This is a genomic window from Ahrensia sp. 13_GOM-1096m, assembly GCF_000620605.1.
In the GTDB taxonomy this organism is placed as follows: domain Bacteria; phylum Pseudomonadota; class Alphaproteobacteria; order Rhizobiales; family Rhizobiaceae; genus Ahrensia; species Ahrensia kielensis.
In genome coordinates this window covers 1-15505 of sequence record NZ_JIAX01000006.1, presented here as the reverse complement: position 1 = coordinate 15505, position 15505 = coordinate 1, and the positions used below count along the sequence as shown (strand labels likewise).

The following is a 15505-nucleotide window of genomic DNA, read 5'->3' as shown; positions in this document are numbered from 1 at the left end:
AACATGCCTATTTCCCAATCTTTCCCTAGCCGTACTCTAGGCTCCGTTAATGGTGGTTTGCAGGTATCTGCGCTTGGCCTCGGCTGCATGGGTATGAGCGAATTCTATGGTGCGCGCGATGACATACAATCCATGGAGACACTTAATCGCGCGCTCGACCTCGGCATCAGTTTTCTGGACACAGCTGACACTTACGGCCTTGGACATAATGAAGAGCTGATTAGCCGCCTAATCACCGAGCGCGGCCGCGACGCGATGACGATTGCGACCAAGTTTGGCATTCAGCGCGAAAAGGGTTTATATGCCCGTGATCTGAACAATGATCCCGCCTATGTACGCTCTGCTTGCGAAGCCTCGCTCAAACGGCTCGGAACGGACAGAATCGATCTATTCTACATTCATCGCGTCGCAGCCAATCGCCCGATCGAAGAGCCAATGGGCGAATTAGCGAAGCTCGTGGCTGAAGGTAAAATACTGCATATTGGCATCTGCGAAGTCGGCACTGAAACGCTGCGCCGCGCCCACGCCGTTCACCCTATCACTGCATTGCAGAGCGAATATTCCCTATGGACCCGTGATCCCGAGGATGGTGTGCTGGCGATGTGCCGCGAACTCGGCATAGGTTTCGTGCCATATTCTCCTTTAGGCCGCGGTTTTCTAACAGGGCAGATGACGACTACGGATGATCTGGACGATGACGATTTCCGCCGTGCTCATCCACGCTTCGCGGAAGGGAATTTCCAAAACAACCTCGCAATAGTTACCCATGTAAAGCAGCTTGCCAAAGAAAAGGATTGCACGGCTGCACAGATCGCCCTCGCTTGGGTCTTAGCGCAAGGCAAAGACATCGTGCCTATTCCGGGCACCAAGCGCATTCCCTATCTCGAAGAGAACGCGCGCGCGCTTGATGTCACGCTAACCACTGCCGATCTTGACCGGCTCGACAGATTGGTGCCGTCTGGTGCTGCGCATGGCGAACGTTATACGGCTGAAGGCATGAAAGGGGTGAACGTTTAAGTTGTTTTTGAACGGCCTATTCTATCGGACTAATCAAACTGCATCGCAGGCAATTCGTAACATTGCGCACTTCACACACAGATTGAGACAAATATATATGGATCAGGTAATCAGGCTTACTCGCATCGGCGACACAGGCGGTTTGGAGTGCGTACCACACGAACCTCAAACACCTAACTCGAATGAAATTCGTATTCGTCACGATGCGATAGGCGTCAATTTCGTAGACATCTATCATCGTATTGGTCTGTATCCTCTTGCCTTACCTGCTGTTCTCGGCGTTGAAGGCGCAGGAATTGTTGAAGCGGCCGGAAGTAACGTCACGAATGTAAAAATCGGGGATAGAGTCGCTTATGCTGGCGCGCCTGTCGGGGCCTACGCTTCAACACGATTGCTGCCCAGTAGCAGGGCCATCCTTTTGCCTGCAGAGATACCTTCCAAAGTCGCCGCCGGATCGATGTTGCGCGGACTAACCGAACATATGTTACTGACGCGAACTTACGCGGTCGGCCCTGAGGATACTATTCTCATTCATGCAGCCGCAGGAGGATTGGGGGGATTGCTGGTGCAGTGGGCAAAACACCTTGGCGCGAAGGTCATCGGCACGGTTGGATCAGCAGAAAAAGCAACGCAGGCCAAAATCTATGGAGCTGACCACCTGATTATCGGTCGTACTGCAGACATCGTCTCTGAAGTTGCCGCCTTAACCAGTGGTGTCGGTGTCGATTTAGCGATTGATGGTATTGGCGACGATATGCTCATGAAAACGATTGCTTGTGTTCGCCCATTTGGGACAGTCGCTAGTATTGGCCAAACTGCAGGTCCAATCCCGCACATTGATGTGGATGCGCTCGGTCCAGCGTCATGGCCTATGCAGCGGACATAAATATCTACCCATTCGCTGCGGCCGCAGTCATTACCGCCATGAAAGTAGGCATCTCAGCACAAATTGGCGGCTAATATCCCTTAAAGGAGGCCGCCTTAGCGCATGCGGAGTTGGATGGCGGCCGAACCATGGGAAGCCTCCTGTTGCTTCCATGATATGAACGCCACAAAAGATGATGGCTTTGATATAAGGTTAGGAGTCCCGAATACAATCTTGACCGCTTTGTAATTCTGAAAAGCCCTCAATTAACAGTTACGACGACCTAGGCTCAAGACTCATTGATTGATGCAAAAGATCATAATTGCCGCTATTGCGATAGCTGACATGAATGCGTGCGCGCAAACGGTCATAGCGCGTGTGGATGCGCCGCCAATCTTTGAGCTTTCCAAACATATTCTCGATTTTGTGGCGACTTTTATAGAGAACCTTGTCGAATTGAATTTCGGTTTTCTGATTGGACTTAGAGCGAATGAGGGTCCTATACTGAGTTCTTGCAGCGCTTGACGGAGCCAGTTTGCATCATACCCCTTGTCCCCAATCAGGGCTTTGGCGTCTGGAGTGGCGGCCAACATCAATGCCTCCCCATTCCATCACAAACAGCATACAATATGGAATTCAAGCCGCCTTTCGTGCGTCCCCCTTGACTTATGAATGAGGCGGCGCTTTGCTTGCCTGCCGGCAAGCTCGGCTAGTATCTTATTGAATACGCCAAGTCGGCTCCAAAAGATGACAAAGATGACACCACTGAGAACACGGCGATCATCAACTCTGGCAATGCCATGCGAAAGTGGTAAATACGGCTTATAATAAAGTCCTGCCACACTGCTTCGCTTATATTGATAATCGCATATTTCCTCATCATTCAAAAAGCGTTTTAGACGTCCAATATCAGAGCTTGGGTCTGAGCGCTCAATACGCCCCAGTTCTAGGTTCATTTTTGCAGCTTCAAGAATTCCCCGTGGTGTAATCTTTGATGCAATTCCCTAGTCTGTGCGATTAGCAAGATAGTGGTCTTGGAGAATGTTACACGGCTGCTTTTGCAGTTTCTAGATCGCGAAAACTTTTATTGAATTTTGGAAATCCTAACCTTCGTATCTTCACCTGAAAACTGGCCGTTAGGCCATCTGCGCTGGATAACACATAAATGTACTCCTCGTTTTTTTAACTTTTCGAGCGGCACTTTGGTTGCCCCGCGTAATGCAGAACGTGTCCCAAAAGCAGGCTTACATTTCAATTACAATTGCATTCATGGCGACAAACAGCGACACTAAGCGACTGCAATAATTGTATCTTTCGAGGTTGTGTGTTGGTGCACCACGCCGAATGAAACTGGGCACTGGGAAATAGAGGCACCCAGATGCAACAAAAAGTAAAAAAATCAGCTCCTTAACTAGAACTGAACTACAATACCACAACCGTGCTTTAGGGTTGCGCCGACGATGGCAAAAAGTGGAAAAGCTATTCGACAGTTCAATGATGGACGTCGGACATTTCGTGGAATGGCTTTGCTGGAAACTTAAACCAACAATTAGCCCCCAAACCTGGCACCTTTATAAGTCAGCAACATTGTTCGGCTTAACGGAAGACGCTGGCGGCATTTGGCCCGACATGCATTCTGAACAATTGGAGCAAGCCTTCGTTCGCCTCAGCAACGAAACTCAAGCTGGAACAGCGCGCCCTACTGGTACATCGCACCACAAAATGAAGAGGCTTTGCGATAGCGATCTAGTGAAATTGGTCGACCATTTCGCAAATTCTAAGTCCCCGTATGCAATGGACGTTGTCCTTCACCTGCAAGCAGGCAGGTTGGTCGGAACGCGACCGATTGAAACATTTTCAATTCGAGCTAAACTTGGAGGAGAACAGCACAGTCTTTTACTTCGTGTAAAAAATGCTAAATTTAGCAGTTTACGAGAGCATGGTGAATTCAGACATATAGCTTGGAATAATCTTCCGAATGACAGCATCACAACAATTCTCGAATGGTTAGTTCTGATCAAAAAACGGCGAATTGAATTTCCATCACCAGAAGCTTACTCTAACTACTTAGGCAAAGTGCAATCAGTACTTGCAAACGCTTCTCGCCAAATATGGCCGCGCCGAAAAAAGCATATTTGCTTGTATAGTGCGCGCCATCACGCAGCAGCTATTTGGAAGCTTTATCTAACACCATGCGAAGTCGCGGCTTTAATGGGGCACGCCGTAGATAATACCGCATATATTCATTATGCAGGAGTTCGAGGATCCACCGCTAGTAGGGTCAAACCCTTAACAATTCCGATTGCTCGTGATTCCGAAGTGCAAGCTGTCAGAAAATGTGAGATGGCCGATAAACGTAATGCCTACCTTGCAGAGAAAATACAGAGATCAGCGCCAAACCTTCGCTTAAATTAAGCTACTATCTGTCCATAAATCCTTGATGACAAACACCCAACATCATCAAGGCCTATCGGCGCATTAGGCGCCCAATCAATAAGCTGATCAGCTTCTTGAGGCCGAGACGTAAAAATTAGCTATTTTGCACGGCCGGCCCGCCAAACATGAAAATGTCAAACGAACTATTTCGTAAAAAACAGGTTTATTTTCAAAAGGGCCGATATTTTTGCAGCCTTAGCTGGCATTTTAAGGATGTGCCTCCGCAATATGTTGATCGCGGCGGGGAGGCACTCCCGCAGGAATTATCTGGTAACCTCTTCAGGTTGCTGAACTCAACTGATAATTTTATTTCTTATGACTTAGAAAGGCGCGCACCGACAATTGGTCAGGCATGCGATTATAAACCTAGGAACACCACACGGAAAAACCCACGACGCTTAAATAAAATCAAATATGAGCTTGCACCAATTCAGCAGCAACCTAATCTAGCACCATTGGATAGTAGCATCTTAATTGGCCTGAGCTTTATGATCTCAAGACAAAACAGATATGAGCCATTCCCCGCGCCATTGCGAAATCAGTTATACCTTGCAGCTGGAAACGGCTGTCTTGCATGCGAAGCGCTGATCGACATGTTCGAAATGCGCTGGCGAACAACAACGAAACAAGAGTTTATTTCTCCAACTGGGGAGCGGGTATCTATCCAAACGTCAACGCGGTTAATTCTGACATATCCTGTCGCCCCCAAAAGAAGTCTAGATCAGCGAATATCGATGATCAACGCTATGAATAAGCGCCCATGAACCTTGGTGGAATAGCCTCTTTTAGGCCACAAACCTTATGTTGGAATTCCGCCACTCATACATCCACTATGATAAATACTATCTGATTCAAACTGTACTTATCTCGTTACTCGCAAGACATTTCCGTTGAACTTATGAATCTACCCCCCTATAAGTGTATGAGCAAGTCAGAAACATTCAGAATTACCAGCTGCCAATAGCAGTCTCCTTGTTGTTAACTTACCAAATTCTTGGATTTAGCTAGAATATCAGCAAGTACTGAAATGACTAGGATACGAGTTTCTCGTGCTGATGGGATAAGGCCTATTGGACTTTTGAGTTTTAAGATATCTTTCGGCGCAACCTTTAATAATGACAACTGGTGCATCAAATTTTCTTGAGCACGTTTGCTGCCTTGGGCGGTGATGTAGAATGCCTTAGACAACAGAGCGTGGCTGAGTATCGTCGGCACCCAATCATGATCGTGGAAAAATAGAACGATCGCCGTCCGTTGATCTACTTTTAGACCCAGTGGCTTATATCACTATCAACGTATCTTTCGCAGGAATTGCACGCGCCAAATGCTCTAAATAATGGTGAGTGAGCTCACGACATGAAGAGAGATGCACATTTCGAGCATATTTATAAAGTCTTTGCACTAGACCAAAAACGTTTCAGTTATTGGGCTATCATGTTGTTTTAAAGCCTCAATTACAGTGAAATGATTGTGTTGGGTATCAACGACACAAGATGTTTGAGTGCCTAGACCGCCCCAAATTTGAGTTATAATTTCAGACTGCCGAATAAATTCCGGCCGCTCTCCGCCACCGACCCAGCACGTCAGGGGCATAGGAGTTGCAGGTCTGTGTAAGGCCGGACTTTCGTGAAAAGCCTCAGTCTCATCAAGATGCAATACATCGTTCATCTTCGTATGGAGTAAAGGCCGCAGATCGTGTAACCCGCTTATCGACAGCGTTTTCGCAACGCGCTCCAACGTTGACTTAGCCAGTGGTGTATCATCGCAGATCATTCTTGTTGCCAGATGTCCGCCAGCGGAATGTCCTGACAAGCAAATAGGTCCAGTGATACGACTAGCCGCTGCTTCTATCGCCGCCCCGATTTGCCTAGTCATGTGGTTGACCCGCGCCTCAGGCGCGAGTGTATAACTGGGCAAACAAACCGCCCAGCCATTCGCTCGTGCGCCTTCAGCATAATGGGTCCAATGGGATTTATTAAGACGCATCCAAAACCCACCGTGGATGAAAATAGCAAGCCCCTTGGGCGTCTCATCAGGCCAGACCAAGTCGAATTTCGCGCGCGGGTGGGTGCCATATGCAATATCGATATCTATTCTTACGCTGCTCGCGCGATAGGAAGCTGCGTTATCTGCCCAGAGATCGGGCAATTTTTCCGATCCTTCAATATGAGCCATATTGGCGAATTCATCATCCCAGTCTCTGTTCGGTTTTAGCATAAGTATTTAGCTCGCTTGGTATTGCGGCGTTGAGGCAAGATACGTGCCGTATGCCGCAGCGTTAGGGTAGGAAAACTGTTCTGCCAGAGGGTTGTCACGCTTGCTTTTTGTAGCCCCCATATCCGCTAATAGTTCATCAAAATGCCTAAAGTGGAATGGTGCAGAGCAAAGGCCGCCATAAATTTGGGCCGCAGGCCGCTCGTTGCGCTTCCAATTTAACATCATGTCTATGTTCTTGTTCATATCGTCAGTTGTTGGCTGGTTTTTGAGTTGACCATCGGCATACCGAACCAGCCAATTTGCGATCATTTCTGCTGATAAAACCGTGCAAAAACTTGAGTTAAAGCCAACAAAACCCATTTCCGGTAGGTCGGGATTAACAGCCAACCGGTAGACACGATATTGCTTGTCATCTTCAATCAATTTTTCTTGATATTCTTGTGGCAGGTAGGGCACACCAAGCTTCCAACCTACAGCAAGGATTGCAATATCACACGGTACAGTCTCGCCATTGCTTAGTTTTAGACCTTCGTTTGTATAGCTCTCAAATGTTCCCAAAACCGGTTTGATACTACCATTATCAAGACAGGCGATTAGGTTTGGCGTTACAATCGGTACGGAACAGGATATTTCTTGTTCTATCGGTTTCTTTGGAACCATATTATGTTTTTTAAGCTTTAATTGGAACTTTAACAGTGCCTCAAGGCCACGAAAATTAGCCCAGACCAATGGTTTAAACGCAGCTGTAATCACGCGTACTATGGCGTTCTTACCCCATCCGTTGAACTGTTGTTCCTGTGCGCGAATGTAAAGCAGGCGCTTAAAATTGATACCTCCAATAAAGTAAGGCACGCGCCATACATTTTCGAGATAAACCATGCGCACTGATCGCGCACCATTTTGGGCAGCGTTTACTGCGATATCTGTTGCCGATTTGGAACCACCTAGGATGACGACATCTTTGCCTACACATATGGCAGGGTTTGTATATTCGGATGAATGCATAACTGAGCCACCACGTGCGATAAAATCGTCTTGTCCTGGATGAGTTATAATATTTTTTTCCGAGAACTGCCCGGTACAGACAGACACAAAATCGAAATCCTCAGTCCATTTGTGACTGCCAGCCTGTAATGTTAATGTCCAACCGGCTTCACCATCGGCGCGGCGGTTCATTGTTTTGACTGAAGTGTTTAATTGAAACAACCGTGCCAAATTATGCTTTTCGGCATAGGAATGAAGATAGGCGTGAACCTGTGCCCCCTTTGGCCACTCAGGGTAATCATTCGGCATTGGATGATCGGTATAGCAGTAGAGATCCTTTGGAGATTGTGTCTGAACACCGGGATAAGAACGCGATAGTTCCCAAACGCCGCCAAAATCATGACTACGTTCAAATCCGCAGACCCTATGGCCTTTTTCATCGAACGCTTTGGCAGCTGCCAACCCGCTGACACCACCGCCGATGACTGCAACCTTTTTACGCTTTGTCATATTGGTCTCCTCGCTTAAGCGTCTTCCGGTGGTGGCAAGAAGTCGACTTCGTGCAGTGCTGACAAACGAACCAATTCCGCAGGATCTGTGACACCGTCTAATTGAACAAACAGATCAAATAATTTGCGAGCAGGAGCAACGCCAAAAACGCACTTTGCATCTTTGCCTGAACGGTTGAATATTCCATGCGCCTCGCCCATTGGCATGCGCACTGTGTCACCTGGGCCTGCTTTGTGAACGTCCCCAAGAAACTCTATTTCGAGATTGCCTTCCAGCAAATAAATCCACTCATCTTGCGTCGTATGTATGTGTGGTGGCACAAAAGTTTCTGCGGGTATCGCTGCGTGCCATATAAAAGTGTTATGGCTTAGTAGTTTGGGAATATAGGTCTGTCCGACCACGTTCCAAGCCATATCCTCAATCCCGCCTGCGGCGGGCATGATGCCTTTGTCCATAAGAAAATCCTCCATTTCCATGGATCAACATAGGGCCAAGCTTGCTTAGGCTTTTATCCAAAAAACGAACTAAGTTTTTATAGCATCAATAGCGTGCCCTCTTATTGCTTGAATTGAAGAGCGAATTGGGCAAAGTTTCTATGGGGAGGATTTGAATGGTAATTGCGGCGTATACAGATTTTTTATCCGCTTATCCGCTTTTGCGGACGAGTAACCTCGATGAAGCGCGGCAGACCGTCACTGAGAAATTTTGTGACCATAAGCTAGTAATGTCATCAAGGCATGATGATTTAGAGGTCACACATAATCATGTCTCCGGTTCTAATGTTTCAATAAATTACCTTCATTATGGAGCGAGTGTACAGATTGATCCGGGCATGCTGGAGAAATTTTATCTACTGCAAATCCCATTGAGTGGATCTGCCTTTGTTCGGCATCGTCAGGCAAATATCTGTGCCAGTAATAAGACCGCGACTTTGTTGAACCCAGACCGTGAAACGCATATGCATTGGCAAGGTGATTGCCGTAAACTCTTGCTTCAAATCAACAAAGATTTCATGCAAAAAATTGCGGAAGGGCTAATCGGCGTTCCGACCCCTGGGCCGATCCGGTTTGATCCGTTGGTAGATTTGACCCGTGCTGCGGGTCAAATTATCAAAGGTGTGGTGGTACAGACAGCGCGTTTGGCTGGAAACCACACCTTGTTTAACGGAGGAAATGCTGCTCAAGATCGTTGGGTTGAAACGGAACTCGTTACGACCCTACTGAACAATCAAAATAGTAACATTTCACACATGCTATCTCGGATTGATAATGGTGCGATGTCATCAGGTACGAAGCGAGCATTAGCCTATATTTATGCCAATCTATCTGAACCGATACGATTGATTGATATTGCCCATCATTCAAAGGTGAACGAACGGACACTTCAAAAAGGTTTCCAGCGAGCGTTTGGAATGACACCTATGCAAGTACTGCGAGGTGCGCGGCTTGATTCAGCGCGCTATTTTTTGACAGTTCGTCGTAACAGATTATCGGTTGCTGATGCTGCGTATACTAATGGATTTTCACATCTCGGACGATTTTCACGAGATTACAAAAAACGTTTTGGCCATTTGCCTAGCGAAGATTGTACAGAAGAATCCTGAGTATCTAGGGATAGACTAGGGTCAGGACTCATTAGAGCCACCAAATGACGATTGCAGCGATTGTTTTTGCGGCCATGAAGACGTCTGCGTGTTGCTTGTCACGTGAGATTGATCCATTTTGTCGTTTCGAAATGATCCACCTTCAATTCGAAAAGCCTTTTACCCGTAACTAGTTGCGCCTGCTTAGGAGTGACAAGTTCAAATGAAAAAATGGGTCAAAATCTACTGAAAATCAACAGGCGCTGCACCAATCCAAAATTGCACCCAAGATTGCGGCCTTCAAAACATGGCTGGCTCACGCCCGCACGGGGGGCAAATCCCCAACGGGTGACGCGCTCTTCGCGGACCACGGCGCTGGCGCCCAAAACTGGGCAATGCTCGCGTCGCTCATCGACCAGCTGCTACCGTCGAACTTTAGCGCCCGAAGTTACGCTTACAATGCACTGGGCCAATATCTGGAAGAGATCGCTCCCGCTGGGAGTGCCACGAATTTAATTCCCTCGACAATCGGATTTAATGCTACCCAATCAATATAGGTCGCTGAGCAAGGTTGTGGCATGGAACTCTTACAGAGTCTGAAAGCTAGCTCTTTAAAGTCGTTGAAGCGGATTGAGTTTCGCAAGAAGGAAACTCTGTTGCACCAGGGCGACGTCAGCAAACATGCGTATGTCGTCCAAGAGGGTTGTCTGAGGCTCTGGCACAATAACGATGGCACCGACATCACGGTTCAGTTTTTTCTGCCTGGTGAAATCGTTGCATCTCTCGACAGTTTTATTCATGCAACACCAAGCAATTTCAGTATTGAGGCGGTCACTTTTACGGTCGTCAACGCTATGGATAAGGCCTCATATGATAGCTTAATTGACCAATCCCCCGAATTTGGGTCGTTTATGTTCAAAGGGATGGTCAAACGCGTTGCCGATTACCAAAACCTTTTTCTTAACCGGATAATGGAAAATCCTGAAAATCGGTATCGCCATTTGATTGAACAAGATCCTGAGCTTTTTGAGATTGTTCCTCAGCACTACATTGCCTCGTATCTTGGTGTTACGCCTGTTTCTCTCAGCCGAATTCGCAAAAAAGTTGGAAAGTGTTAACAAACGATAATGCTCAGTTTGGTTAGATCAGGCATCGCACATGTGACCGCCCCCGTGGGGGTTTCAGAATGTGGGAACCCGCTTTGGAAGACCAATATTACAACGCATTTTTCGTCGCAGTTGAAATGCCGCGCGAATTCATCCAGCGGCATAGTGGCGAACGGCCATGCTAAGTCTGGATATTTCGCCGAAACGCGCCGAGAGCATTCTGGCAGGGATCAACTCGCGTTGGCTTGATCTGCCCTCGGGGCGCGTGCATTACCGTTTGAGTGGCTCTGGTCCTGCGATCGTGCTGCTCCACAATTCTGGCATGTGGGGCGGCGTATGGGATAGTTGGGTAGACGAGCTCTCCAAGTCCTACACGGTCATTGTGCCCGATCTTCCCGGCTGTGGGCTGACGGGGCCGTCTAAGGACGGGAATTATGCGATTGCCAACCTGACGGCATTCGTCGCCGATTTCATTCCCGCTGTCCAAAAAAAACCGGTTCATCTGGTGGGGCTCTCTCTTGGGGGGCAATTGGCGTGGCGACTGGCGTTGCTCCACCCCGATCTGGTCAAAAGCCTCATCCTTATCAACCCCACCGGCTATCCTGAAAAAAAGCAGCCAATGATTTTCAAGTTTGCCCGCGGGAAGTTGGGTTGGCTGATACGGGTGCTGGGCTCCACAAAGATGTTGCGCAAGAACCTTCAACAACTTTGGGGGAATGGCGCGCCGATTTCTGATGCCTTTCTGGAACGTCTGCTGGTGAGTCAGTGCCGCGTAGGAAACCGTGCGGCATTTCTGAAATTCCTGCGCACCGACAATCAAACTCTGCAGGATCAGATCCCCAACATCGACAAACCGACACAAATCCAATGGAGCGATATGTGCGGTGCTCAACGCTTTAGCGAGGATTTACCGCGGGTTGAATTGGTCAGGTTAAACGGTCTGGGCCATATCCCCACAGTTGAGGCCCCCGCGATCACCCTTGCCGCCGCCAAAGAATTCATCAGATCTCAGGAGTGTCAGAATGACTAAAGGTTTCAGAAGGTGGATCACCGGCGCGGCCCTCGTTGGCATCCTTTTGATTGGTGCCCCATGGTTACGTGATCCCGAAACCAAAATTCTGAATGCCCCTGATTCAACGGTCTTTCCCGGCTCTTATGCTGATATTGAAACCGGACATATCCGTTATGTTCTGGAAGGTCCCGATCAAGGCGAGATTGTTATGTTGGTTGGTGGGCTGACAACGTCGCTTGAGTTTTTTGACGAGACGGCAAGGTTCCTGAACAATGCCGGCTATCGTACGCTGCGATTTGACATCTACGGTCGTGGCGGCTCGGCCCGTCCGTGGGATGCGATTTATGATCGTCAGATGTTCGTGAACCAGATCGACGGCCTGCTCGCCGCTCTGGAAATTGATCAACCTATCCATGTTGTGGGGCAGTCACTGGGCGGTGGAATATCTGTGGCGTGGGCAGTTGCGCACCCTGAAACGGTTCGTTCACTTTCTATTCACGCCAGCGCTGGGTATGTGCCAGAGCTTCCTGCCTTTGCGGCCATTCTCGATATTCCATGGCTTGGTGATTACGCTTGGTGGTGGATCGGCAACGGATTTGTCAGCGGCAATCTGGGAAAATACTTTCCCGAACCGCAAAAACACAGCGCGGAAATCGCCTCGCTCAACGCCCAATTCAAAAGTGCTCAGCAATATCGCGGCTACCGGCGGGCTGTACTCATGACGATCCGAAATTTTGACGCCCATAATATGCAGACTGAATATGAACAACTGGATGCAGGCCAAATACCGATCCAGATGATCTGGGGTGCACAGGACGGCGTTATTCCGGTGGGTGCCGCAGATACGCTGATTGAATGGATGTCTGGCACGCCCGACCTGGTGGTGCTGGACAGTATTGGCCATATGCCTCTGCTTCAGGCGCCAGAAACCACCCAAATGCTTGTGCTTGAGCACCTCAGAAAACATTAGGAACAGTTTCAATGTCTGATCGCATAGACCCATCATCGCGTATCATTATCGTGGGTGCCGCTGCCGCAGGTCTGTCCTGTGCGGCCGCACTCCACAAGAATGGCTTTACCAATGTCACAGTTGTGGACAAGGCCAGCACTCCGAATGAGCTTGAGCTGGCGGCCCCGATCAATCTGGGTGCCAATGCTGTGCGCGGTTTTGATCTTTTGGGAATAAAAGATCAATTGGAAAGCCATAGCTGGCCTTGGAAAGCTGCCTTAATTCAAAACCGGAATGGCAAGAAGCTTGCCTATCTCGACGCGGACGAGATTAACAGACGCAGTGGCTATCGTCCCCTTACAACCACCCGCACCCATATGCTGCGCACGCTGCGCTCTGTTGTTCCCACAAACTGGCTATCCTACGGGGTTGAGGTGGCCTCAGTGGTTGATCGGGAGGCTGATCTGCTTGTCACCTATGCAGACGGGCGTGAAGAGCAGGCAGATTTTCTGGTGGGAGCGAATGGCTATTATTCCCCCCAACGAGATCAGGTCATGGGTAAAACAAAGGCCCGCAGCGACGGCAAATTGAGCCTTCAGGCTCTGATACCAGCAGGTGATAGCGCACTGGTGGGCAACCTTTCCCCAGATAATGTTTTTACCGAAGTGGTGACACCCAAGGGCAGCATCGGTTTTGGTCAGAATAGCGATCTAGATTACAATATTTTCTACAATGTCAAAAAGGCGGAGGTCGAAAGCAATCTCGATCCCGAGGCATTGCTGGCATATGTCACACAGAAATTTGCGGGTATTGACCCACGCATCGACCAGTTGACTCAGTTGGTCAAAGCCAAGGATATTTTGGTGTATTACCCCAAAGACCGCCCCGTTCAGACGGGATGGTCCAAAAGGCGCATTGTGTTAATCGGTGACGCTGCACACCCGGCGTTTCAGTACACTGGGCAAGGCGCCGCAATGGCGATAGAAAGTGCGCTTGTGCTGGCTGATTGTTTGAAAACCGATGCCACATATAGCGCGGCCTTTGCCCGTTTCGAAGCGCGCCGCCTGCCCCGCCTGAAGATCGTGCACGCAGAATCCTACAAAGGTGCCAAAGTATTTGGCCTGAGCAACCCCATGCTTTGTGCGCTGCGCGATTTTGTCATGGGGCTGGTGCCAAATGCCGTCAAAACCAAGGCCCTTATGGCCATTCATTCAAAGGATTTTATGTCATGAATACGATGCATGCATGGGTGGCGCGTTCTTATGGTGCGCCAGAAAATGTCCTGAAGTTTGAAGAACTGCCGATACCGGTCCCAACGGGTCAGCAGGTCTTGGTCAAGATGATCGCCTCATCGCTGAACCCAATCGATCTTCGCATGGTTCAGGGCTATGGATCGCGGCTGCGCAAACTGGTGGCCAAGCAGGAATTCCCATTTGTGGCAGGGCGCGATATCGTCGGCGAAGTTGTTGGCCTTGGCCCCAATGCGACCAAATTCAAGATCGGAGATATCGTAGCGGGCATCAATGATATCAAGGAAATTGGGGGCCATGCCCAGTATTCTGCAATTACGGAAACCGGCCTGACAAAGGCCCCAACCAATATTCCCGCACATGAAGTCGCTGCAATCCCTTATGTGGCCATGACAACGTGGAGCGCCTTGGTTGGAAAGCTGAAATTTGATCCCGAGGCTGCGGCTGGCAAACATTTATTTGTGCATGCAGGGTCTGGCGGTGTTGGCAGCTTTACAATTCAGTGGGCAAAGTCACTCGGGATGAAAGTGTCCACCACATGCGGTCCTTCCAACATCGATTGGGTCAAAGAGTTAGGCGCAGATGTTGTTGTGAACTACCGTGACGAAGACTACCGCAAGATCGTCAGCGATGTGGATTTTGCGTATGACACGCTCGGCGGTGACTATGAAAAAGCGACAGCGGCATTGGTCAAACGTGGCGGCGGCTATGTTTCCATCGTTCACCAACTCATGCCCTACACAGACAATCACGGCCTCATTCTTGGTGCATTGCGGGTGATTGGCCAGATCATGCGCAAAAAAATCGGGCACGGATTGGCAGGGCGTAAATATGGTTGGTCCATTGCACAGCCAAACGAGGTTGGGATCGCACATGTCATGGACAAAGTGGCGCAGGGTAAAATCAAACCTGTAATCGACAAATCATTGCCAATCTCTGACATCATCGCTGGATATCAACATCTTGAGACAGGCCGTGCAAAAGGCAAAATCATCCTACGTTGGGATACCGTGTGACGTTGATCACCCCACCCCAATTCAACTTACCGCGCTCCAGCCCGATGCAAAAGCATCCCATCTGGGACCCAGCCAGACATGAAGATTTGAACAAATTCTTATCCCAGAATTGTTGTCTGTCGTTGGGCATTGGAGATTTGAGGTGCCGTATTCGGCATATGTGTCACCGCTTTTATTGCCGAAATTGTTGAATGTCACTTAGAACTGACCTGGTATTGTCACCGAGATTTGACCCGCTAAGTCGTTATGCTTTCTTCGTCATGATTTGGTCAATGGTGTTGTTTCCTTTCGTTTCTGTTTTGCAATTTCAGCGCTGGCTTTGAAGCGGTAACTGTCATTGCCAGTCTCCAGTATGTGGCATCTGTGTGTTAGCCGATCGAGCAAGGCAGTGGTCATCTTGGCGTCACCGAAGACCGTCGCCCATTTACTAAAGCTAAGATTGGTCGTGATGATTACGCTGGTTCGTTCATAAAGTTTGCTGAGAAGGTGGAAGAGTAGAGCGCCGCCTGATGTGCTGAACGGCAGGTAATACAGTTCATCGAGTATCACTAAATCGATCTT

General features: G+C 48.8%; 14 protein-coding genes and 2 pseudogenes. 10 read left to right on the top strand and 6 right to left on the bottom strand.

Going from position 1 to position 15505, the window contains the following annotated elements; all coding sequences use genetic code 11:
* Window positions 1-3: 3 nt before the first annotated feature.
* Together N530_RS0100410 and N530_RS17160 are read left to right on the top strand one after the other, a co-directional pair.
* Window positions 4-1017, top strand: coding sequence for an aldo/keto reductase (locus N530_RS0100410; RefSeq protein ID WP_026479065.1), 1014 nt, complete (start codon window positions 4-6; stop codon window positions 1015-1017).
* Between the two features lie 97 nt (window positions 1018-1114).
* Window positions 1115-2058: pseudogene (locus N530_RS17160) on the top strand (quinone oxidoreductase).
* A 120-nt stretch (window positions 2059-2178) separates the two neighbouring features.
* On the opposite strand, the pseudogene N530_RS18965 reads toward N530_RS17160, so the two are convergent.
* Window positions 2179-2724: pseudogene (locus N530_RS18965) on the bottom strand (transposase).
* Between the two features lie 652 nt (window positions 2725-3376).
* Between N530_RS18965 and N530_RS0100390 the strand changes: the two are divergent.
* Both N530_RS0100390 and N530_RS0100385 read left to right on the top strand, forming a co-directional pair.
* A complete protein-coding gene (locus N530_RS0100390) occupies window positions 3377-4297 on the top strand; it encodes a hypothetical protein (RefSeq protein WP_026479064.1) in 921 nt (306 codons plus the stop codon).
* 146 nt (window positions 4298-4443) lie between these two features.
* Window positions 4444-5082, top strand: coding sequence for a hypothetical protein (locus tag N530_RS0100385; RefSeq protein WP_026479063.1), 639 nt, complete (start codon window positions 4444-4446; stop codon window positions 5080-5082).
* A gap of 214 nt (window positions 5083-5296) precedes the next feature.
* Here the strand turns inward: N530_RS0100385 and N530_RS19435 are convergent, their stop codons facing one another.
* The 4 genes from N530_RS19435 to N530_RS0100370 all read right to left on the bottom strand — a co-directional run bounded on the left by N530_RS19435 (window position 5297) and on the right by N530_RS0100370 (window position 8484).
* Complete coding sequence (locus tag N530_RS19435) at window positions 5297-5533, bottom strand: XdhC family protein (protein ID WP_162150921.1); 237 nt, start codon at window positions 5531-5533, stop codon at window positions 5297-5299.
* Window positions 5534-5719: 186 nt separating this feature from the next.
* On the bottom strand, window positions 5720-6493 hold the full coding sequence (locus N530_RS0100380; RefSeq protein ID WP_247869148.1) for an alpha/beta hydrolase: 774 nt from the start codon (window positions 6491-6493) through the stop codon (window positions 5720-5722).
* 48 nt (window positions 6494-6541) lie between these two features.
* Window positions 6542-8029, bottom strand: coding sequence for an NAD(P)/FAD-dependent oxidoreductase (locus tag N530_RS0100375; protein ID WP_026479061.1), 1488 nt, complete (start codon window positions 8027-8029; stop codon window positions 6542-6544).
* 14 nt (window positions 8030-8043) lie between these two features.
* Complete coding sequence (locus tag N530_RS0100370) at window positions 8044-8484, bottom strand: cupin domain-containing protein (protein ID WP_026479060.1); 441 nt, start codon at window positions 8482-8484, stop codon at window positions 8044-8046.
* A gap of 155 nt (window positions 8485-8639) precedes the next feature.
* On the opposite strand from N530_RS0100370, the gene N530_RS0100365 reads away from it, so the two are divergent.
* The 6 genes from N530_RS0100365 to N530_RS0100335 all read left to right on the top strand — a co-directional run bounded on the left by N530_RS0100365 (window position 8640) and on the right by N530_RS0100335 (window position 14944).
* Window positions 8640-9632, top strand: coding sequence for an AraC family transcriptional regulator (locus N530_RS0100365; RefSeq protein WP_026479059.1), 993 nt, complete (start codon window positions 8640-8642; stop codon window positions 9630-9632).
* 557 nt (window positions 9633-10189) lie between these two features.
* Window positions 10190-10729, top strand: a complete 540-nt coding sequence (locus tag N530_RS0100355) for a Crp/Fnr family transcriptional regulator (protein WP_026479058.1) — start codon at window positions 10190-10192, stop codon at window positions 10727-10729.
* A gap of 166 nt (window positions 10730-10895) precedes the next feature.
* Window positions 10896-11747, top strand: a complete 852-nt coding sequence (locus tag N530_RS17145) for an alpha/beta fold hydrolase (RefSeq protein WP_051540672.1) — start codon at window positions 10896-10898, stop codon at window positions 11745-11747.
* Window positions 11740-12699 (top strand): alpha/beta fold hydrolase, encoded by a 960-nt coding sequence (locus N530_RS0100345; RefSeq protein ID WP_026479057.1) that lies wholly within the window; start codon window positions 11740-11742, stop codon window positions 12697-12699. The genes N530_RS17145 and N530_RS0100345 overlap by 8 nt, the downstream gene beginning before the upstream one ends.
* 11 nt (window positions 12700-12710) lie before the next feature.
* Entirely contained in the window at window positions 12711-13910 is a 1200-nt protein-coding gene (locus N530_RS0100340) for an NAD(P)/FAD-dependent oxidoreductase (RefSeq protein WP_026479056.1), read from the top strand.
* Window positions 13907-14944 carry a zinc-binding dehydrogenase gene (locus N530_RS0100335; protein ID WP_026479055.1) on the top strand — a complete coding sequence of 346 codons (1038 nt, stop codon included), beginning with the start codon at window positions 13907-13909 and terminating at the stop codon, window positions 14942-14944. Before N530_RS0100340 ends, N530_RS0100335 begins: the two co-directional genes overlap by 4 nt.
* Before the next feature lie 258 nt (window positions 14945-15202).
* Here N530_RS0100335 and N530_RS0100330 read toward each other — a convergent pair.
* On the bottom strand, window positions 15203-15505 hold a 303-nt coding region (locus tag N530_RS0100330; protein WP_026479054.1), incomplete at its 5' end, for an ATP-binding protein.

Coding starts and splice junctions, on each gene's coding strand:
- N530_RS0100410 (WP_026479065.1), top strand. CDS start 4: ATGCCTATTTCCCAATCTTTCCCTAGCCGTACTCTAGGCTCCGTTAAT.
- N530_RS0100390 (WP_026479064.1), top strand. CDS start 3,377: ATGATGGACGTCGGACATTTCGTGGAATGGCTTTGCTGGAAACTTAAA.
- N530_RS0100385 (WP_026479063.1), top strand. CDS start 4,444: ATGAAAATGTCAAACGAACTATTTCGTAAAAAACAGGTTTATTTTCAA.
- N530_RS0100380 (WP_247869148.1), bottom strand. CDS start 6,493: ATGGCTCATATTGAAGGATCGGAAAAATTGCCCGATCTCTGGGCAGAT.
- N530_RS0100375 (WP_026479061.1), bottom strand. CDS start 8,029: ATGACAAAGCGTAAAAAGGTTGCAGTCATCGGCGGTGGTGTCAGCGGG.
- N530_RS0100370 (WP_026479060.1), bottom strand. CDS start 8,484: ATGGACAAAGGCATCATGCCCGCCGCAGGCGGGATTGAGGATATGGCT.
- N530_RS0100365 (WP_026479059.1), top strand. CDS start 8,640: ATGGTAATTGCGGCGTATACAGATTTTTTATCCGCTTATCCGCTTTTG.
- N530_RS0100355 (WP_026479058.1), top strand. CDS start 10,190: ATGGAACTCTTACAGAGTCTGAAAGCTAGCTCTTTAAAGTCGTTGAAG.
- N530_RS17145 (WP_051540672.1), top strand. CDS start 10,896: ATGCTAAGTCTGGATATTTCGCCGAAACGCGCCGAGAGCATTCTGGCA.
- N530_RS0100345 (WP_026479057.1), top strand. CDS start 11,740: ATGACTAAAGGTTTCAGAAGGTGGATCACCGGCGCGGCCCTCGTTGGC.
- N530_RS0100340 (WP_026479056.1), top strand. CDS start 12,711: ATGTCTGATCGCATAGACCCATCATCGCGTATCATTATCGTGGGTGCC.
- N530_RS0100335 (WP_026479055.1), top strand. CDS start 13,907: ATGAATACGATGCATGCATGGGTGGCGCGTTCTTATGGTGCGCCAGAA.